Genomic DNA, 19852 nt, shown 5'->3' with positions numbered 1-19852 from the left:
TGTTTAACGATTTCAGGTAGAAGCGCTAGAACAGTTCCCGTGATGCCATGACAGGTTAGGGGACGGTTTCGATGCAGGGTGATGGGGCAGGTAACGGGGTAAGTGATGTTGGGTCTGGTCAAAAGGCCGGGCTGTCGCCAATCATGGCGGTTCTTGATCGCTATCCGTTTCTTGTGCTTGGCTTGCTGCTTGTTGGGGCTTTTGCCTCGTCGAGTGCTGCACCCTTGGCCGGGCTTTATGTTGTCGAAGGATTGGGGCAAGCCCCCTGGAAGCTCAGCCTGGTGGCGATTGTTCAGGTGTGCGTGACGCTGATTGTGAACCGCACATTTGGCCGCGCGATTGACCGGGCTGTGCCGATCAAGTTCCTGCTGGTGACCAGTATTCTGTGTTTTGGCATTGGCATGACCCTGCTGGGGCTGTTTCAGATTTACTGGGTTTATCTTTGCATTGCATCGATCCTGCTTGGGATTGGGTCCGGTGCGCTTTCGGTGATGTATTCATTCGGGCGCCTGTTTGCCGAACAGACCGGGCGTGATGTCGTCAAGTTCAATGGCTTCCTTCGCATCCAGACATCGCTTGGCTGGATGGTGGGGCCGGCGGCGTCCTTGTCATTTTACGGTGTCTATGGTTTTGCGCCGACCTATTACGCAATTGCCGGACTGGCCGCGATCTGGTTTGTCACCTGTTTGGTAATTGTGCCGGGCGCATTCAAAACCCATCACCCCAACAGCCTGAAGATCGGGCAGAAAGTCCCGTTCAACTTTGACCTGTTGTCGGCCTGTGTGCCGGTGTTTTTCATCGGGGCGGCCAATGTGGTGTTTGTTTCGGCAATGCCGCTTTATTTCTCAACTGAGCTCGGGCTGGTCGCGTCCTCGGCGGGATTTGCCTTGACGGTTAAATGCTTTGTCGAAGTGGTGGTGATTTATTTCTGCGCAACGCTGATCAAACGGGTGGGCGAGCGTAAGGGCATGCTGATCGCAGCCCTTCTGGGGGCGATGTTCTTTGGCCTGATTTATCACGCCACAACACTTGTCGATGTGCTGGCACTCGCCGCGATTGATGGGCTTTATTACGGTATCTTTGCCGGGATCAGCATGACCTTCGTCCAAAACTTCGCCCCCGATCAGCCCGGTGTCGCGACCAGTTACTATGTCAGTACGCTGTTTGTCGGTGGTTTGATCGGCAACCTTTTGACCGGGGTGGTGGCCAGTGCCTTTGATTTTCAGACAACCGTTTTGATGGCCTGCGCGTTTGCCTTTGTCGGGGCGGTGGTTTTGGCGGTCATGCGCGATGCAAAGCATTCTACGCCGGTCGGGCAAGGTTCATGATGGCTTGACTTTGATCGCGTCCCATTGATGATCGGGGCATGAACGAAAATACTGAAAACACCCGTCCACGTTTGCTGGTTGATGCCGATGCCTGCCCGGTCAAGGCCGAATGCGAACGTGTGGCCGAACGCCACCGGATCGAGATGATCATGGTTTCCAACGGCGGCATTCGCCCGTCGCGTAATCCGTTGATCAAAATCGTGATTGTCCCGCCGGAACCCGATGCCGCCGATGACTGGATTGCGGAAAACGCGCGTGCACGTGATGTGATCATCACCAATGACATTCCACTGGCATCGCGCGGGATAGAAATTGGGGCGCGGGTCCTGAAAGCCAACGGTCAGGAATTTACCGAGGCCAATATTGGCAATGCGCTGGCCGGGCGTGAAATCGCCGCCCACATGCGCGAAGTCACCGGCGAGCAAGGGCGCAATGCCGCCTTTACCCAGAAAGACCGATCGAAGTTTTCAAGTGCGTTGGAAGTTCTGGTGCAGGCCGTTCTGCGCGGCTGATAGAACATCACCCAAAAAACACGGGCCGCCAGATGAATAATCTGACGGCCCGCACACAGGTCCTGATTTGGTGAGGGAACAGTTCTCACGAAATCAGGCTTCCCCCCTGCGTATCTTTATGAACAGCAAGGCTTAGAACGGGTAGTGGCGCTTGCCACTCTGGATCGTGATCCAGCGCATTTCGGTGAATTCATCAATCGATGCCCGGGACCCGAAACGGCCATAACCCGATGATTTCACACCGCCAAACGGCATCTGTGCTTCGTCCTGAACGGTCGGGCTGTTGATGTGGCAGATGCCGCTTTCAATGCGTTTGGCAATTTCCATCGCACGCGGAATGTTGGTCGAGAAGACCGCTGACGACAGACCGTATTCGCTGTCATTGGCGATGCGCACAGCCTCGTCTTCATCGCCAGCACGAATAACGACACAAATCGGACCGAAGCTTTCCTCGGAATAGATTTTCATCGCCGGTGTCACATGATCAAGCAGGGTCGCATCCATCAGAACGCCATCCTTGGCCTTGCCCGAACCGGCAACAAGTTTCGCACCCTTGGAAACGGCGTCTTCGACCAGTTCCTCGATGCGATTGACCGCCTCGACACTGACAACACCGCCAAGGATGTTTTCGGCCTTGGCCGGATCACCTGCAGTCAGGGTTTTGGCCTTGGCGGCCAGTTTGGCGACAAAGTCATCGGCAACCGCGTTGTCAACGATCAGGCGTTCGGTCGACATGCAAATCTGGCCCTGGTTCATATAAGCGCCAAAGGCCGCACCATTAACCGCTTCGTCAAGGTCTGCGTCATCCAGAACAAGGAACGGTGCCTTGCCACCCAGTTCAAGCAGAACCGGCTTAAGATGTTCAGCCGCAAGCTTGGCGATGATGCGCCCGACACGGGTCGAACCGGTAAAGTTGATGCGACGCACCGCCGGATGGGCAATCAGGGTTTCAACGATTTCCGGCGCATCCTCCGGGGCATTGGTCACAACGTTTACAACGCCTTCAGGGGCACCAGCTTCGACCAGGCAATCACCGATCAAACGGTGCAGGGCCGGGCAAAGTTCGGATGCCTTGAGGATGACAGTATTGCCGCACGCAAGCGGCATGGCGATGGCACGCGTGCCAAGGATCACCGGGGCGTTCCAGGGCGCAATGCCCAGAACCACACCAACCGGCTGACGAATGCCCATGGCCATCAGGCCCGGCGTGTCAGACGGAATAACATCGCCCTGAATTTGTGTCGTCATGCCACCGGCTTCACGCAGCATGTTGGCGGCAAGATGGGCGTTAAATCCACCCCACATGCGCGTGCTGCCGGTTTCATCAAGGACCAGCTGACCGAACTGATCGCCTTTGGCCTCCATGATGTCAGCGGCCTTAAGCAGGATCTTGCGTCGTGCGCCCGGACCCATTTTCGACCATTCCGGAAAGGCCGCGGCAGCTGCATCGGCGGCCTTGCGGGCATCGGCGGCATTGGCGGCTGCTGCGACAGTCGCGACTTCGCCGGTGACCGGGTTCTTGCGTTCAAAAGTGCGGTTGTTGGACGCATTGACGTCCTGATTATTGATCAACAATTTGGTGTCGTTCATGACGTTTCTCCTGACTTTCTTGTAGTTTGCTGTGCCTTGGCGAAAGACTGCATCACGCGGCCCCAAGGCCAAGAAATGCCTTCTGCACAGCTGGGTCGGATTGCAGGGCCTTGGCAGTATTTTGCCCGGTAATGGCCCCGTTTTCGATCAGATAACCTCGATCTGATATGGCGAGGGACTGGTGGGCATTCTGTTCGACCAGAAGCACACCAACGCCTGTTTTGCGAATGGCCGCAAGGGCCTTGAATAATTCCCCGGTCATGATTGGTGACAACCCCAAAGACGGTTCATCAAGCAAAAGAATATCGGGATTGGACATAAGCGCGCGGCCGATGGCCACCATCTGCTGTTCGCCACCACTCATGGTGCGAGCCGCTTGATTAAGTCGTTCAGCAAGTTTGGGGAACAAATCAATCACGCGATCAAGATTTTGCTGTTCAGCTGCCCTTGCACGTTTGGCAAAGGCACCAAGCGCAAGATTTTCACGCACTGTCAATTCTCCGAAAATGCCGCGCCCTTCCGGGACAAGGGCAAGTCCCGCCTCAACGATCTTATGGGCGGAAAGTTCGGTCAGCTCACTGCCAGATAGGGTGATACGCGTGTTAACGTGGGCCGGCACCAGACCTGCGCAGGCCTTAAGCAGGCTGCTTTTACCTGCACCATTGGCGCCCAGCATGACAACGATTTCGCCACGGTCGACAGCAAGGTCGACTTCGCGAAGGGCTGTGTGCTTGCCATAGGACACAGACAGTTTTTTGATATCAAGCATGGCTGTCTCCCAGATAGGCGCGGACGACTTCGGGGTCAGAAAGAACTTCGTCGGGGGTGCCATCGGCAATCTTGGCCCCGGCATTCATTACCACACAACGATCACACAGACTTCTGATCGCATCCATGACATGTTCGACCATGATGATCGTAAGCCCTTCGTTCTTGAGCTTGCGAACAAGGGCGATACCATCCTGCAATTCGGACGGGTTCAATCCGGCCAGCCATTCGTCAAGCAACAGAAGTTTCGGTTGCAGGGCAAGTGCCCGTCCCAGTTCAAGGCGTTTCTGATCGATATAGGTCAGATCGCCTGCGGGCGTATGGGCCTGTTTGGCAAGCCCGATCCGTTCAAGCAATTCAAGTGCAGCGGCATGCGCGGCATCACCCCAGAGCGGCTTGGTCCGGTAGGCAAGACCCGCTTCGATATTTTCCACGCAATCAAGATCGGGTAAAACACGCACCAACTGGAAAGTCCGCGCAATGCCGGAATGGCTGATTTTGTGGGCAGGGAGATTGGTGATATCCTTGCCGCTGATGACAATCTTGCCTTCATTCGCCTGAAGGGCACCTGAAATCAGGTTCATCACCGTGGTCTTGCCCGATCCGTTGGGGCCAAGCAAGCCAAGGATTTCGCCTCCATGGACATCGAACTGCATCTGATTGACGGCAATCAGGCCGCCAAAGGCCTTCTGCAGACCTGAAATCGACAAAAGGATTTCATTCGTCATGCTGCGTTCCCCCCGGGTTTGGCGTTTTGTTCGGTTGCAAGTACGCGCTTTTTGGGGGCGCTGTATTTTTCATACAAATCGACAACCCCGCCCGGCAGAAGATAGACAATTACCAAGAACACGCAGCCAAGCAGGATGCTGAAATGGTTCGGGAAGTTCGCGGTCAGGATTTCAAACAGAAGGGTCAATGGGACAACGCCAAGCAGAGGGCCCAGCAGGCGACGCGGCCCGCCAAGCAGTGCCATGATGACAACCTGGAATGACAGCATCGGGTTAAAGGCAATGACCGGATCAATATAGGTCCAGCGCGGTGCCATGATGGCCCCGGTCAGGGTCATGAACAGGGCAGACAGAACAAACAGCGCGACTTTCACACGCGTGACATCAATGCCGCAATGCTTGGCAACGGTTTCGTCCTCGCCAATGATGCGCAGCGCAAAGCCAAGGCGCGAACGGCCCAGAATGAAGCCGGTCAGCAGAAGAACCGCAAACAGGGCGAGCAATTGCCAGTAAATGTCGTTCTGGGTGATATCAAGAAAGACATAGCGGCCCATTTCGCGGGTGACATTGACCTCGTACCAACTGACGACCTGGCGCACCAGTTCGGTCAGGCCAAAGGTAAAGATCACGAAATACACACCTGCCAGACGCAGGGTGGAAAAGCCAACCAGAAGGGCAATCACGGTGCCCGCAAGCCCGGCACAAACGAGCACGAGGGGGAAGGGCAGAACTTCACCCAGAACTGCCACCGTATAGGCACCAATGCCAAAGAACACCACGGTGGCAAGTGAGATATATCGTGTCGGTCCAGAGAACATTGACCATGCGGTTGCCAGAACCGCAAAGCTCACAATGCTGATGGCAAGCGACATGTAATAACTGTCAACCAGCGAGGGCAGGAAGGCAAGGGCAGCAAAGATCACCGCACCGATACCAACGGGCTTGATGAAATCAGGTTTGAGGATGCTCATGACGCGGCCCTCCCGAACAGGCCGGAAGGCTTGATCAGCAAGACCAGCAGGAAGATCACATAGGTCACGGCGATGGTCAGGCCCGGATCGATATAGGTCGCGACCAGGCTTTCCGCGACACCAAGGATGAGGCCCGCAATCAGCGCGCCCAACATATTGCCAACCCCGCCCATGATCACAACGATCAATGCTTTCATGGTAAAGACAACACCCATCGAGGTGGAAAAAGTCAGAAACATACTGACCAGAACACCACCAACAGCGGCCATAGCACCACCAAGGGCGAAAGCAAAGCAGGATGCAAAATTGACATCAATTGCCACCAGACGGGCAGAGGTCGGGTCAACGGCGACCGCACGAAGGGCCGTGCCCATCCGGGTGCGGGTCAGGATCAGATAGAAACCCAGTCCGATGACAACTGCGAAACCAAGTGCGACAAGCCGGTTTGCTGCAATCGTCGCGCCAAAGATGTCAACGGCGTTGTTGAGGAAATCATAGCTGTAATAGTTGCCACCAAACCAGACCAGCAGCACGCCCTGAACGATAAACAGCAGGCCAAAGGTAGCCAGGATGCTGTCGACTTCAAGCATGCCGCGATTCTTGGCGCGCGCGACCAGCGGGGTTAGCAGGATGCGATAAATCACCCAGTTCAGGGCAAAGCTTGCCGGAATGATGATCAACAGACCGGCAATCGGATTGACACCAAGCGAGGTCATGAAAACAAAGGCAATAAATGACGCGACAATCACCAACTCGCCATAGGCGAGGTTCATGATGCGCGAAACGCCATATTGCAGTGTCAGCCCCATGGCAACAAGGGCGTACATCCCGCCAAGAGTAATCCCGGAAAAAATTGCGTAGCTAAACATTAATTCCATCCAAAAGGGGCGTCGGGATTCCCGGGAGTTCTATTGGCTTAGGAACCCCGACGTCCTTATGTGGCGCGCTTACTGCGCGGCTTTCCACTCAGGTTTCGGGAAGACAAGTTCTGCAGCGCCCTCCATGCTGGTCGGTGCGAGGCCGACAAACTTGCCACCCTGCCACTGACCAACCTGCCAGAACGTCTGATCGCCCGGCTTGTAGGTGCCAAGAATGGTGTCAAAGCCGCCTTTGGCCAGTTCGGCATTGATCGCTTCGCGGTCGGTCGTGCCGGCACGCTCGATGGCCTGCTGCAAGGACTGCAGTGTTGCCCAGTTCACGATCGATGCCCAACGATCCGGCTCACGCTCGGCGAATGCGATGTGGCGTTTGATGTAATCGGCAATTTTGGGATCGTCCTCGCTCGCACCACCAAGGCTGACGACGCCTTCGGCATTATCGCCAAAGCGGTTTTTGTAAAGCGGGAAGGCCGTACCGACACCGGCATAGAATACCTTGGGATTAAAGCCCAGAACGCGAGACTGTTCGGTCAAGCCAAGCGTGCCGGGCGGGTAAGAGAAGGCAACAAAGGTGTCTGCGCCAAGCGATTTGATATCATTAACGATGGTTGCCAGATCCTGGGAACCCAGCGGGTAAGTCTTGTCATAGACGAGATCGAAATCACGATCTTCAAGGGCTTCGCGGCCGGCCTTGGAAAGCTCGATACCAAATCCGTCAGCAACGGCGATCATGGCAACCTTGTCGTTGATTTTGCCTTCGTCCTTAAGCCCCTTAAGGAATTCGGCCAGTCCAACGGCATATTGTTCACCAGTACCCAGCAGCCAGTAGGAGTTCTTCCAGCGCTGCGACAGTTGGGGTGCCTTGTCGGTCACGGCCGTGCCCGCAAGGTGGGCGTAGCCCGCTCGGTCAAGGATTGGTGCTACTGCAAGGTTGATACCCGTGCCCCAGGGGGAGAGGATGAAATCAACCTTGTCCTGGTTGATCAGGCGCTCAATCGCTCGTACCGCTTCTTCCGAGCTGGATCGGTCATCATATTCGACAACTTCAATCGGAAGCTGCTTGTCGCCGACTTTAAGGCCACCGGCATCATTGATTTCCTTAACCCACATTTCGTAGTTCGGAATGGTGCTGGTGGCCGCGCCCGGTGCACCCGGACCGGTTTTCGAAATGGCATAGCCAATACGATATGTTTCCTGGGCATTGGCCCCAAACAGCGTCGCGGTACTCATGACGGCGGTTGTGGCCGCTGCAATGGTCGCGAAGCGCAGTTTTGCTGAAATTTGCATGCTTTTCCTCCTGATCTCTTTTGCAGAGACGGTTTTCCCGTTTGCGCGTAGTTTCAGGAGTTTAGGCAAAGATTTAGTGTTACTTACTTCACAGTGTGAAGTAAACCTCCGGCGTAACCTCCCGCCTATTAGTTCGCAGATGCAAAATAATAGGAACGCATTCTTTGTATGTATTGTTGCTTGTGACGGTTTCTTTGACCGCGTTTCTAGTAAGCGATGGAACGTTTCTAATGTAAAGATGCTGAAATTGACAATTTAGGACGAAAAATTGTACATTTTTACATATAACCATTTGGAATAGATGTGTGACAAAAAGGCATGACCGATCAAACTCCCCGTCAGATTCCGGTCTCAAGCGCCGTTGAACTTACCGATAACCCGTTCGAAGACCTGCTTCCCGTAACCACTCATGCGGTTATGGACCGTTTTGATCATCCATTATCGACCCAGACCTGGGTCATGAATGATCAGGCACGTCGGGACCGTTGCCATGCCATATTGTTGCTTGGTGGTCGTGCCGAGGTTGGTTTGCGCAAAGGAACGATAGCCTGCAAGGCCCCAGCTCTCGTTTGGTTGCCGTTGGGCGAAACGCAGCGCTTTGGCGTGAGTGCTGGCAGTAATGGCTATTTGCTTTCGGTTGCCGATGATCTGGTGGCGCGTCACTGCGGCGACGGCAGCGGGATCGCCGGTGGTAATTCTGCTGGCGGTGGCTTGCCTTTGCGCTTTGCTGCGGACACCGTCCATAATGTTACTCTGCAAGAGGGCCTTGGAAATCTGGTGTTGCTTGAGCGCAGCTTTGAAGCCATCCGATCTGAGCTGATGGGAAATGCGCTTGGTGCCAGTCTTGTGGTTGGCGCGCATTTACAGATCATTTTGACCATGGTTCTGCGTCTGGCAGAAGGCGTGATGGCGCAGCGCAACCAGCACGGGCCGGGCTCGATCACCTTTCAGCGATTTTTGCAGGTGCTGGAGCTGCATTTTCGCGAACACTGGAATGTTGCTGATTATGCCAAGGCCCTTGGCGTCAGTGAACGCAGATTGGGGTCTGCTGTGTTGCGCGCCACCGGCAAGCCGCCCTTAACGATTATCCATGAACGTGTCCTGCGCGAGGCCTGCATGCGTCTGGAACAATCCCCGCTTGGTGTGGCACAGATTGCCTATGGTTTGGGCTTTCGCGATCCGGCCTATTTCAGCCGGTTTTTCAAACGTTATATGGGGGAGGCGCCCGGCGCCTATCGCCGGTTGCGGCGTGCGCACGAGCGTGTGCGCGATAATACTTTTGCTGCCTGGCCTTAGGCCCGCGTTGGCCGCCTCAGGCGGAATACAGATGGATTCCCCTCAGGATAGAAGGTTGCGTTGCCTTTTTTTGATCCTACTTGTCTGCTTTAACCGTAATAACAAAGTCATGACCTGTTAGTTTGATTGGATCGACGTTGCGTAAAGGCAAAACCCTGTTTCTTGCTCTTTTGGCCGTTCTTGTCCTGCCATTTGGCATCAGCCTGGCAGAAGACCCACCGGGTGAAAAAGCCAAGGAACGCTATACATGGCGCAATGCGCCGCGCCATTCTTCGGGTGTGGCGCCTGATGCGGTTGCCAACCGGGATCAGGCGATTGTCATGGTGATGGCGGCCGAAACATTTGGCTGGCGCGCCTATTTCGCAGTTCATCCATGGATCATCTATAAGCGTGCCGGTGAAACCCGATATACCCGCTATGACGTGGTGGGGTGGGGCAGTGGCAATGTCGTGCGCCAGAATTACGCGATCCCGGATGGTCTTTGGTATGGCTCGAAACCGGAACTTCTGGCGGCTCATCGGGGCGAGGCGGCCGAAAAGCTGATCCCCGAGATCGAACAGGCGATCAAATCCTATCCATTCCCGCGCGAATATCGCAGTTATCCGGGCCCGAACAGCAACACCTTCATCGCCCATATCGGCCGTGAAGTGCCCGGCCTGAACCTTGATATGCCGGCCAACGCAATCGGCAAGGATTATCGCCCGATCACCAACCCGGTTGGGCTTTCTTCAAGCGGGCAGGGCGTACAGGCCAACCTGTTGGGCGTTCTTGGCATGTCGCTTGGTCTGGAAGAGGGGATCGAGCTTAACCTGCTGGGTCTGAACTTCGGGATTGATTTCAACCGTCCGGCACTGCGTTTGCCATCTATCGGTCGCTTGGGCATGGATAGCGTTGCACAAACAACTGAAGCTGCGGAGCCCAAAAGTGATCGTGCGGCCAAGGAAACGGCAATTGATGTCGTCGCAGAACCAAGCAGTTAATTAAGCTGCCAGATCGCGGCATTGAGCAGGGTGGCAAATGCCACCCAAAGGGCATAGGGCACCAATAGCATCCCGGCCAGACGGTCAATCTTCCAGAACGCAACCATGTTGGCGATGATCAGGCCAAGCAGGATGACGATATCGATCAGGCCCAATAGGGGCGATTGCGCGCCAAAGAACAAAAACGACCATGCAAGGTTAAGCGTCAACTGACCTGCATAAAGGCTAAAGGCGCCTTTGGCATTGGCGATGCCCACCTTAAGCCACGCGCGCCAGCCGCTAAAGGCGATCATGAAATAAATGACGGTCCATACCGGGCCGAAAACCCAGTTGGGCGGACGGAAGAACGGCTTGTTCAGGGCCGCGTACCAGTCATTGACGCTGGTGGCTGTCACCGCCCCGCCAAAGGCCGATATGATCAGACACAACACCATAAACGCAATCAGGGCAAAGACACGTGTGCGATGGTTGGGGTGATGAATACGCCCTGCACTCATCATTTCCTGTTCGCTGTTGGTCATGGTGTTGACGGGTCCTTTGGCCTAGTTGGTGACGTCGCCGATTGTGTCGATCAATGCATCGAAATAGGGGTTCCAGGTCAGGCGGGCATGATACTTGCCCGGTTCCATATATCCCCATGCACTGCGCCAGAGCAGTGCGCGATCCGCTGGTCGTTCAATGTCTTCCTGACCGTTTTCGATGAAGACAAAGCTTCCCTTTGCACCGTAATACGGATTGTCGGGCGAGAACAGCGCGCTCAGATGTGAGAAACTGCTGATCTGTTGATCTGGCAGATTGCTGTTGAGGTTCTCAATCCGGCTGTCGTCGCTTGGTGCGTTGACCTCATCATACCAGACCAGGCGTGAAGCCGGGTTGGTGAAATGCGTCTCAAAGCGACGAAGCATTGCAATTGGATCGAGCACACTGTCATCCGCGCTCATGGTAACAAGGGCGGGACGGTCAAACGGCTTTGCGTCAAGCGCGTCATCAACGTCGGTGACGCTGCGGTAATAAAGTGCCGATGCCTTGGTCGACAGGGATTGATAGTTGATCACGTTGTCTTCCAGATCGGCATCGACCCAATCCCACAGATACTGGACCAGTGGTGTCAGGAATAACAGATCACTGCCCGGCTCGATGCCCGGCGAAAACAGCAACAGCCCGTCAATATCCGGGTTTCGGGCCGCGTAACTGGTGACAAGATTGCCACCGGTTGAAAATCCACCCAGCCAGACTTCATCCACCTCGCGTTCCAGAAGCGCAACCTGATGTGCGACCGATCCAGTCCAGTCGTCATAATCGGGCAGGCTGAGATCACCCGGACGGGTGCCGTGGCCGGGCAGCAATATCGACCGTGCAAGCCAGCCGTCCTTTGCCATTGCCACTGCAATATCGTGGAAGTACCACGGACTTGATCCCAGACCATGAACGAACAAAACCCCACGGCTGGGCTGGTCCGCAGCCATCGTATCTGGTGTATCAGGTGTATCCGGGCGCACTTCAAATGGAATGTTGCGCGCAATTTCCATTTCGTGGTCATCGGTCAGAAAAACCCGATGGGTTGCGATCCAGTCACGCGTTTCAGATACGTAATCGTCGAAATTATCCTGCATGTAGGGCGGGATATCGGGTGACTGATCATAAAGCGCGTTTTCCGGCGGAAATGCACAGGCCGCAAGCAGGCTTGCCGGGATCAGGGCCAACAGGATTGTGCGAAGTGGGCGCATGAGATGTCCTTTGGCCATGATGCTGAGAAATTATGTAAATCACTGAAATGGTTACGTCAAACGGCGCACTGCAGATCACTTGTTTGGGGCGTCTTATCGTGCGTTGGTGTGCCCGGATAGCGATAGGAAGATTATCGGATGCCAAGCTGAAATGGCAAGCAGCTGTGATGGCCGTCACAGCAAAGAGATAATGCATAATATATGCGATTCAATTGGTATGATGATTTGTGACATGGTCACGGGCCGGCGACTTCAGTGTTTGTGAAGTGGCTCTAAAACAAGAAAACCTTGCCGCTACCTTGGCAAGGAATATCCAAGGGGAAGGGGAATGCCATGTTGTCACTGAGTTCGGTGAAAATCGGCACACGTATGCTGATTATTGTCGCGGGCGCGGTTCTTGCGGTGTTGTTGGTTGGGGCGTTCGGTCTGACCGAATTGCGCCAAAACATGCTTGAAGATCGCAAGACAAAAACGAAGAACCTTGTTGAATCCACAATCAATTTGATTGGTCATTATCATGCGCTGGAACAGTCCGGCGAAATGACCACCGAAGAGGCGCAAAATGCCGCCAAAGGCGCTGTTGCAGCCCTTCGTTATGATGAAAAGAACTATTTCTTTGTGTTTGACCACACGCCGGTTCTTCTGATCCATGACATCAAGAAGGATCTTGTCGGCAAGAACTTGACCGACAATGTCGACGGATCGGGCAAATTCCTTTATCGCGAGTTCGTGCGCGTCGCCGAAGAAAAGGGCGAGGGTTTTGTCGATTATACCTACAAGGTGCCGAATTCGGATGATCTTCGTCCGAAGCTTTCATTCGTCAAGGATTTCAAACCGTGGGGCTGGATCGTCGCCACCGGTATTTACATCGATGATGTAAACGCTGTTTTCATGCAAATCATGCTGGTGATGGGTGGTGTTGCCTTGGCGATCCTGGTTGCGGTTGTTGGTGTCTCGCTGATGATCAGTCGCGGTATTACCCGACCGCTTTTCGATATTTCGGAAAATATGCTGCGTCTGTCGCAGGGTGATCACAATATCGAAGTCAATTACACCCACCAGAAAAGCGAGATCGGCGATCTGGCGCGGGCGATGGATATCTTCAAATCGAAAACCATCGAAATGGAAGAAATGCGCACCCAGCGTGAAGAGCAGGAACGCATCGCCGAAGAAGACAAGCGTGCGGCCCTTCGCAAAATGGCCGACAGTTTCGAAGCCAGTGTCGGGCAGGTTGTCGCCCAGGTGATCGAGGCATCGGGCAATATGCAAAGCTCTGCCAATGCGATGACCGATACCTCCAAGCAGGTCGGTGAACGTTCAACGGTTGTTTCGGCAGCATCGCAGGAAATGTCGACCAACGTGGAAACGGTTGCCTCGGCGGCTGAGGAACTGAGCACGTCTATTGCCGAAATCAGCAATCAGGTCGCACAGTCCGCAACCATCGCCAAAGGTGCGGTTCAAACCTCAGAAGAAACGCACCAGAAAATCGAATTGCTGGCAGAGGCGGCAAACCAGATTGGTGAAGTTGTTTCGCTGATCACCGACATTGCCGAACAGACGAACCTTCTGGCCCTGAACGCAACGATCGAAGCCGCGCGTGCCGGTGATGCCGGCAAGGGCTTTGCTGTGGTTGCCAACGAGGTCAAGAACCTTGCAAACCAGACGGCAAAGGCAACCGAGGATATCCGCTCCCAGGTCAGCGACATTCAGGTCGCCACATCCAATGCAGTTAATGCGATTGCCGAAATTGCCGAAACCATCCGAAGCCTTGACGGGGCGACGACGACAATCGCGTCCGCTGTTGAAGAGCAGGGGGCCGCAACCCAGGAAATCGCGCGCAACGTTGAACAGGCATCACACGGCAGCCGCGATGTATCTGAAAATATCTCGGGCGTGTCGACGGCAGCAAATGACGCCGAAAAGCTTTCGGGCGAGGTGCTTGGCCTTGCCGAGGGTCTTGGACGTCAGGCAGCTGTTCTGAACGAAGCAGTTGAATCGTTCCTTGCCGAAGTGCGTAACGCCTAAGCCTGAGACGATCGCGCAAAACAGAACCGCCAGTCCTGTAACAGGGCTGGCGGTTTTTTCATGATCTTGTGGTTTGGTCCATCTGGTCAGGATTTCTGGGTGCTTTTTGCCGTCTGACCAAACAGGATCTTTTTGTCTTCTTCACTCATCTCGCCAGCACGCAGACCTTCGCCCGCCTTGTAGGCGGCAATCGTTGCCGGACGGGATTGTATGGCTTCGAACCAGCGTTTCAGGTTCGGGAACTCATTGAGGTCCTGCTGCTGTTTTTCGTGGCTGACGATCCATGGATAGCAGGCCATATCGGCAATCGTATAGTCATCACCGGCAATGAATTTGCGGCCTTCAAGACGCTTGTTCAGTACACCGTAAAGACGGTTGGTCTCATTGACATAACGGGTAATCGCATACGGGATCTTTTCCGGTGCGTAGGTGCCGAAATGATGGTTCTGGCCGGCCATCGGGCCAAGGCCGCCCATCTGCCAGAACAGCCATTCCATCACCGTTTTGCGTCCGCGCACATCAGTCGGGATGAACTTTCCGGTTTTCTCGGCCAGATATTGCAAGATGGCGCCGGATTCAAACACCGTGATGGCCTTACCGCCATCGGCCGGGTCGTGATCAATGATCGCCGGCATACGGTTGTTGGGTGAAAAGGCCAGGAATTCCGGTTTGAACTGATCGCCTGTGCCGATATTGACCGGCACGATTTTGTAATCCAGTCCGGCTTCTTCAAGGAACAGCGTGATTTTATGGCCGTTGGGTGTCGGCCAGTAATACAGATCAATCATGGGCCAAAGGCTCCTTTAAACTATTCGTGATGGCGAATTCGATAATCGAAGCTTGCCAATCAGGTTGTTATCGGTCAATTTAAAACGATCATTCCAAAATGCAAGAGCCGGTCACGCCATTGTGTAACGGCGATACCAGGCAAGGAGACGTGTCATGATCCGCTTCTATTACCATCCGACCCCAAACCCGCAGAAAATCTCGATGATGCTTGAGGCATGTGGTTTGCCTTATGAGGTCCTGCCGGTTGATACCCGTAAAGGTCAGCAGCATGACCCGGCCTTCCGCGCGATCAACCCGAATGGCAAGGTCCCGGCAATTGTTGATACCGACGGACCAGGGAGCAAGGAAGTGCGCGTGTTTGATTCAAACGCGATCCTGCTGTATCTCGCTGAAAAGTCCGGCAAGTTCCTGGGTAAGCCGGAAGATCGCGGTGAATTCCTGTCGTGGTTGATGTTTATTGCCACGGGTCTGGGTCCGTTTTCTGGGCAGGCGGTGCATTTCCAGCATGTCGCCCCTGAGGGCAGTGACTATGGTGTAAACCGTTATCGCAACGAGATCGCCCGCCACTATCAGGTGCTGGAAGACCATATGGAAGGTCGCCAGTTCATCGTCGGCGATGAAATGACGATTGTTGATATCTCGGCCTGGGGCTGGATCGACAAGGCCCCGTTCGTGCACAAGAACCCGGATGTCTGGGACAAGTATCCCAACATCAAACGCTGGTTTGACGCGATCAATCGCCTGCCGGCAGCCGTGAGCGCGCGGGAGGTTGGCAAGGACCACACCTTTAAGACGGAAATGGACGAAGACGCAAAACGCGCCATGTTCCCGTCGAACTACGCATAAGCCGACGAAACGGCTCTGCAAACGAAAACACCCCGGCCAGATTGGCCGGGGTGTTTGCTTTGACGTGTATGTCTTGGCAATCAGTCGGTGGTTTTTGCCCCGAACTGCTTGTTGAATTGCAACACCAGCAGGGTTACAACCGCGCCCGAAAGCAGGTAGGCACCAACACCGGCCAGACCGAACTTGTCACACAGATAAAGCGCGATCAGCGGTGCGAAACCAGCCCCAAGCAACCATGCAAGGTCGGATGTCAGGGCCGATCCGGTGTAGCGGTATTCACGCTTGAAGTTCGATGCCAGCGTCCCGGCCGCCTGACCAAAGCACAGGCCCAGAACCGCAAAGCCACCCAGAACAATCATGCCTTCATTGATGATATTATAGGTGTAAAGCAGCGGTGTCAGGATCGCACCCAGCAAGATGATCCCCGCACTGTAACCAAGCAGGCGACGACGGCCGAGCTGATCGGCAATGAAGCCCGATGCAATGATGCCAAAGGCACACAGCACCGCGCCAACACCCTGGGTCAGCAGGAACTGCCCCGGATTGCCGTTGGCATAAAGATAGACCCAAGTCAGCGCAAAGACCGTTACCAGATGGAACAGCGCGTAGCTGACCATCGGGACCAGCGCACCCAGCACAACGGTACGACCATTATGTTTGAGCGTGTCGATGACACGGGCTGCCTCAAGCTCGTTCTTGTCAAGCAGATGGCCGAATTCGGACGTTGCCACCAGACGCAGGCGGGCAAACAGCGCAACAACGTTGATTGCAAAGGCAACGAAGAACGCATAGCGCCAGCCAAAGGCCAGGAAGTCGTCGGGATGCAGTGTCAGCAGCAAATAAGCAAACAGCGAAGATGCCAGCATGAAGCCAAGCGGCGCGCCCAGTTGCGGGATCATCGCGTACCAGCCCTTGCGGTTATCCGGTGCGTTCAGTGCCAGAAGCGACGCCAGGCCATCCCAGGCACCCCCCCATGCCAATCCCTGCAGGAAGCGGAAGGCACACAACAGGTAAATGGCAAGAACGCCAGCGGACTCAAAGCTTGGCAGGAAGGCCATCGCGGCGGTGGAACCGCCAAGCAGGAACATGGCAATCGTCAGCTTTACTCCGCGCCCGTGTGCACGGTCGACTGTCATAAAGACAAGCGACCCGACAGGGCGGGCGATAAAGGCCAAGGAGAAAATGGCAAAGGAATACATCGTCCCCACCAATGCGGTTTCACCCGGAAACAGCAATTGCGGGAAGACCAGCACCGATGCGATGCAATAGACGAAAAAGTCAAAAAATTCTGATGTCCGGCCAATAATCACGCCAAGCGCGATTTGTCCCGGATCGTTGGTGGCGTCGGCATTGTGATGCCGCGCATCGCGTTCCAAACCCGAAGAGGTGGCGGTCGCGTAGTTTTCTGTCGTTTGGTTCACGCCGTTCTCCCTAATTCACTTGTCGGACCATTTGGGCCCTCACTGCTTTTGATTGGATCACAAATCCGGTTCGAAGAACGATACGACTTTGGATCGAGTCTAATTATAGACATGTGAATTGCAAACGTCAGTGTCAATTATTGTGATGCACCGCACAACGCGTGGTTTACATCCGAATGATAATTGTCATTACGACCCTGCTATGCGCCGCGGGTAGCTTGACATTGCTGCAACGCAGCTATAGCAATTCCCGCGAATTTCCGATTTGGCATTTTTTTGAAAAAAAATTGCTTTCTTTGTGCCCTTTCCGTGGATGTCTGGAATTATAATTCCTATATGCGTGTGCGGCAGGGTACGACGCGTGGCGATCTTTGGTGGGTCGCTATGCGGCTCGCAGGCATATGGTTGTCTGTGAGAACATCTTCCAGAGACTGAGGAAGTATGAAGCGCATGCTTTCAAAACTTGTACGTGGCGTCGCATTGACCTCAATGTTCTCGCTTCTGGCCGGTTGCAACCTTGTTGTGATCGATCCGTCGGGCGATATTGCCTCTCAGCAGGCCGACCTTATTATCGTATCAACCATCCTGATGCTGCTGATCATTGTTCCGGTCATGGCATTGACGGTCTTCTTTGCCTGGAAATACCGGCAGGGAAACAAGGATGCGGAATACGATCCCGAATGGCATCATTCCACCAAATTGGAAGTTGTCATCTGGTCTGCCCCGCTGGTGATCATTATTGCCCTTGGCGCGATTACGTGGGTTACGACCCATACGCTTGATCCGTATCGTCCGCTCGACCGTATTGATGCTGAACGTCCACTGCCAAAAGATCATGAGCCGATGGTGATTGAAGTCGTTTCCCTCGATTGGAAATGGCTGTTCCTGTATCCGGAACAGGGCATTGCGACTGTCAACGAACTCGCAGCTCCGGTCGATACGCCAATCCAGTTCAAAATCACCTCTTCGGGAATCATGAACTCGTTCTTCATTCCGGCTCTTGCGGGCCAGATTTATTCGATGGCGGGGATGGAAACAAAACTCCATGCCGTAATCAATGAAGAAGGTGTTTTTGACGGGTTCTCGGGGAACTACAGCGGTGAGGGGTTCTCTCATATGCGCTTCAAGTTCCACGGGCTGAGCCAAGACGGGTTTGATGCCTGGGTCGATAATGTGAAGGCCGATGAAAACCTTTTGGGGCGTTCGCAATATCTTGAGCTTGAAAAACCCAGCATCAAGGAACCGGTTCGGTACTTCAGCTCGGTAGATCCGGAACTTTACAACGCGATCCTCAACATGTGCGTTGACCAGTCGAAAATGTGCATGAACGAGATGATGCATATTGACGAAAATGGTGGCGGCGGTCTGGCCGGTATCAATAACGTCATGTCCTTGACCTATGACGTGCCGCAGATGCGTGGCAGTCAGCCATTGCCCGAAAGCAAGTCCTACGTTGCGACGCTTTGCACTGCACCGGAAGGTGGCTTGGCTGGTGAACTTGCGAACCTGCCGTTGTTTGACAATGAACAGGTCTCGCGTGCCATGAGTGTTGCGCCGTCAGGTGTTTCAACAGGGTTCTGAAGCAGTGCCGGTTGGTAAAAGCCAACCGGCCCTTCGCAGTTTTGGCATCGGCTACGATGCCTGTCTGCATTTGAAAGAAGAGTAATCCGATGTTCTCTAATCCGGACCTTTTACATTTTATATTTGGCCGGCTGTCACTTGATTCACTTCCGTTCCATGAACCGATCCTTGTGGTGACGTTTGCGGCGGTGGTTCTGGGCGGTATCGCTGTTGTCGGCGGTATCACCTATTTCCGCCTCTGGGGATATCTCTGGAACGAGTGGATCACGTCGATTGACCACAAAAAAATCGGCATTATGTACATCATATTGGCGCTTGTCATGCTTTTGCGTGGTTTCTCCGATGCGCTTATGATGCGTGCCCAGCAGGCGATGGCTTTTGGCGGCTCGGAAGGTTTCCTTCCCCCTGATCATTACGATCAGATATTCACCGCCCACGGCGTAATCATGATCTTCTTCGTGGCCATGCCGCTGGTGACGGGGCTTATGAACTTTGTCGTGCCGCTACAAATCGGCGCGCGTGACGTTGCGTTCCCGTTCCTGAATAATTTCAGCTTCTGGATGACCACCTGTGGTGCCGCGCTGATCATGGTGTCGCTGTTTGTCGGTGAGTTCGCGAAAACCGGCTGGCTGGCCTATCCGCCGCTGTCTGACATTGTCTACAGTCCGGGGGTCGGGGTCGATTATTATATCTGGGCCTTGCAGATTGCCGGTGTCGGGACGTTGCTGTCGGGGGTCAATCTGGTTGTGACCATCGTCAAAATGCGCGCACCGGGCATGTCCATGATGAAAATGCCGGTCTTTACCTGGACGGCACTTTGCACCAACGTTCTGATCGTGGCTGCGTTCCCGGTTCTGACCGCTGTTCTGGTTCTGCTTGGTCTTGACCGCTATGCGGACACCAACTTCTTCACCAACGATCTTGGCGGTAACGCCATGATGTATATCAACCTGATCTGGATTTGGGGGCACCCGGAGGTGTACATCCTGATCCTGCCAGCGTTTGGTGTGTTTTCCGAAGTTGTGTCGACCTTCTGCCGCAAGCGTCTGTTTGGTTATAGCTCGATGGTTTATGCCACCGTGGTTATTACCATCCTGTCCTATATCGTGTGGCTGCACCACTTCT

General features: G+C 54.4%; 18 protein-coding genes. 8 read left to right on the top strand and 10 right to left on the bottom strand.

Going from position 1 to position 19852, the window contains the following annotated elements; genetic code table 11:
- Positions 1-71: 71 nt before the first annotated feature.
- The gene (locus B2T33_RS09775) at positions 72-1328 is read left to right on the top strand and encodes an MFS transporter (protein ID WP_286791851.1); all 1257 of its coding nucleotides are present in this window, start codon (positions 72-74) and stop codon (positions 1326-1328) included.
- Positions 1329-1366: 38 nt separating this feature from the next.
- Positions 1367-1840, top strand: a complete 474-nt coding sequence (locus B2T33_RS09770; protein ID WP_120225302.1) for a YaiI/YqxD family protein — start codon at positions 1367-1369, stop codon at positions 1838-1840.
- Between the two features lie 132 nt (positions 1841-1972).
- Here the strand turns inward: B2T33_RS09770 and B2T33_RS09765 are convergent, their stop codons facing one another.
- The 6 genes from B2T33_RS09765 to B2T33_RS09740 all read right to left on the bottom strand — a co-directional run bounded on the left by B2T33_RS09765 (position 1973) and on the right by B2T33_RS09740 (position 8062).
- Positions 1973-3430 (bottom strand): aldehyde dehydrogenase, encoded by a 1458-nt coding sequence (locus B2T33_RS09765; protein ID WP_286791850.1) that lies wholly within the window; start codon positions 3428-3430, stop codon positions 1973-1975.
- A 52-nt stretch (positions 3431-3482) separates the two neighbouring features.
- On the bottom strand, positions 3483-4199 hold the full coding sequence (locus B2T33_RS09760) for an ABC transporter ATP-binding protein (RefSeq protein ID WP_286791849.1): 717 nt from the start codon (positions 4197-4199) through the stop codon (positions 3483-3485).
- Complete coding sequence (locus B2T33_RS09755) at positions 4192-4926, bottom strand: ABC transporter ATP-binding protein (protein ID WP_286791848.1); 735 nt, start codon at positions 4924-4926, stop codon at positions 4192-4194. The genes B2T33_RS09760 and B2T33_RS09755 overlap by 8 nt, the downstream gene beginning before the upstream one ends.
- On the bottom strand, positions 4923-5897 hold the full coding sequence (locus B2T33_RS09750; protein ID WP_286791847.1) for a branched-chain amino acid ABC transporter permease: 975 nt from the start codon (positions 5895-5897) through the stop codon (positions 4923-4925). Before B2T33_RS09750 ends, B2T33_RS09755 begins: the two co-directional genes overlap by 4 nt.
- Positions 5894-6766, bottom strand: a complete 873-nt coding sequence (locus tag B2T33_RS09745) for a branched-chain amino acid ABC transporter permease (protein WP_197145418.1) — start codon at positions 6764-6766, stop codon at positions 5894-5896. Before B2T33_RS09745 ends, B2T33_RS09750 begins: the two co-directional genes overlap by 4 nt.
- A 78-nt stretch (positions 6767-6844) precedes the next feature.
- Positions 6845-8062 carry an amino acid ABC transporter substrate-binding protein gene (locus B2T33_RS09740; protein WP_286791846.1) on the bottom strand — a complete coding sequence of 406 codons (1218 nt, stop codon included), beginning with the start codon at positions 8060-8062 and terminating at the stop codon, positions 6845-6847.
- A 318-nt stretch (positions 8063-8380) separates the two neighbouring features.
- On the opposite strand from B2T33_RS09740, the gene B2T33_RS09735 reads away from it, so the two are divergent.
- The gene (locus B2T33_RS09735) at positions 8381-9358 is read left to right on the top strand and encodes a helix-turn-helix domain-containing protein (RefSeq protein WP_286791845.1); all 978 of its coding nucleotides are present in this window, start codon (positions 8381-8383) and stop codon (positions 9356-9358) included.
- 137 nt (positions 9359-9495) lie between these two features.
- On the top strand, positions 9496-10338 hold the full coding sequence (locus B2T33_RS09730) for a DUF3750 domain-containing protein (protein WP_286791844.1): 843 nt from the start codon (positions 9496-9498) through the stop codon (positions 10336-10338).
- Here the strand turns inward: B2T33_RS09730 and B2T33_RS09725 are convergent.
- Positions 10335-10859 (bottom strand): TspO/MBR family protein, encoded by a 525-nt coding sequence (locus tag B2T33_RS09725; RefSeq protein ID WP_286791843.1) that lies wholly within the window; start codon positions 10857-10859, stop codon positions 10335-10337. The genes B2T33_RS09730 and B2T33_RS09725 overlap by 4 nt on opposite strands.
- 21 nt (positions 10860-10880) lie before the next feature.
- Positions 10881-12065 carry an alpha/beta hydrolase gene (locus tag B2T33_RS09720; RefSeq protein WP_286791841.1) on the bottom strand — a complete coding sequence of 395 codons (1185 nt, stop codon included), beginning with the start codon at positions 12063-12065 and terminating at the stop codon, positions 10881-10883.
- A gap of 333 nt (positions 12066-12398) precedes the next feature.
- Between B2T33_RS09720 and B2T33_RS09715 the strand changes: the two genes are divergently transcribed.
- Positions 12399-14090, top strand: a complete 1692-nt coding sequence (locus B2T33_RS09715) for a methyl-accepting chemotaxis protein (protein ID WP_008892047.1) — start codon at positions 12399-12401, stop codon at positions 14088-14090.
- An 86-nt stretch (positions 14091-14176) separates the two neighbouring features.
- Here B2T33_RS09715 and B2T33_RS09710 read toward each other — a convergent pair whose 3' ends face one another.
- The gene (locus B2T33_RS09710; RefSeq protein WP_286791838.1) at positions 14177-14878 is read right to left on the bottom strand and encodes a glutathione binding-like protein; all 702 of its coding nucleotides are present in this window, start codon (positions 14876-14878) and stop codon (positions 14177-14179) included.
- Between the two features lie 154 nt (positions 14879-15032).
- Here B2T33_RS09710 and B2T33_RS09705 point away from each other — a divergent pair, with 154 nt between their 5' ends.
- Positions 15033-15725, top strand: a complete 693-nt coding sequence (locus tag B2T33_RS09705; protein WP_286791836.1) for a glutathione S-transferase family protein — start codon at positions 15033-15035, stop codon at positions 15723-15725.
- An 80-nt stretch (positions 15726-15805) separates the two neighbouring features.
- Here B2T33_RS09705 and B2T33_RS09700 read toward each other — a convergent pair whose 3' ends face one another.
- On the bottom strand, positions 15806-17146 hold the full coding sequence (locus tag B2T33_RS09700) for an MFS transporter (RefSeq protein ID WP_064789885.1): 1341 nt from the start codon (positions 17144-17146) through the stop codon (positions 15806-15808).
- A 450-nt stretch (positions 17147-17596) separates the two neighbouring features.
- On the opposite strand from B2T33_RS09700, the gene cyoA reads away from it, so the two are divergent.
- Both cyoA and B2T33_RS09690 read left to right on the top strand, forming a co-directional pair.
- Positions 17597-18727, top strand: coding sequence for a ubiquinol oxidase subunit II (gene cyoA / locus B2T33_RS09695; protein ID WP_165374901.1), 1131 nt, complete (start codon positions 17597-17599; stop codon positions 18725-18727).
- Positions 18728-18816: 89 nt separating this feature from the next.
- Positions 18817-19852, top strand: a 1036-nt coding sequence (locus B2T33_RS09690; RefSeq protein ID WP_286791831.1) for a cbb3-type cytochrome c oxidase subunit I, incomplete at its 3' end; no start/stop codon positions are given.

The sequence above is a fragment of the Thalassospira sp. UBA4513 genome (genome assembly GCF_002388495.1).
In the GTDB taxonomy this organism is placed as follows: Bacteria; Pseudomonadota; Alphaproteobacteria; order Rhodospirillales; family Thalassospiraceae; genus Thalassospira; species Thalassospira tepidiphila.
This window is presented reverse-complemented; position numbering and strand designations above follow the sequence as displayed.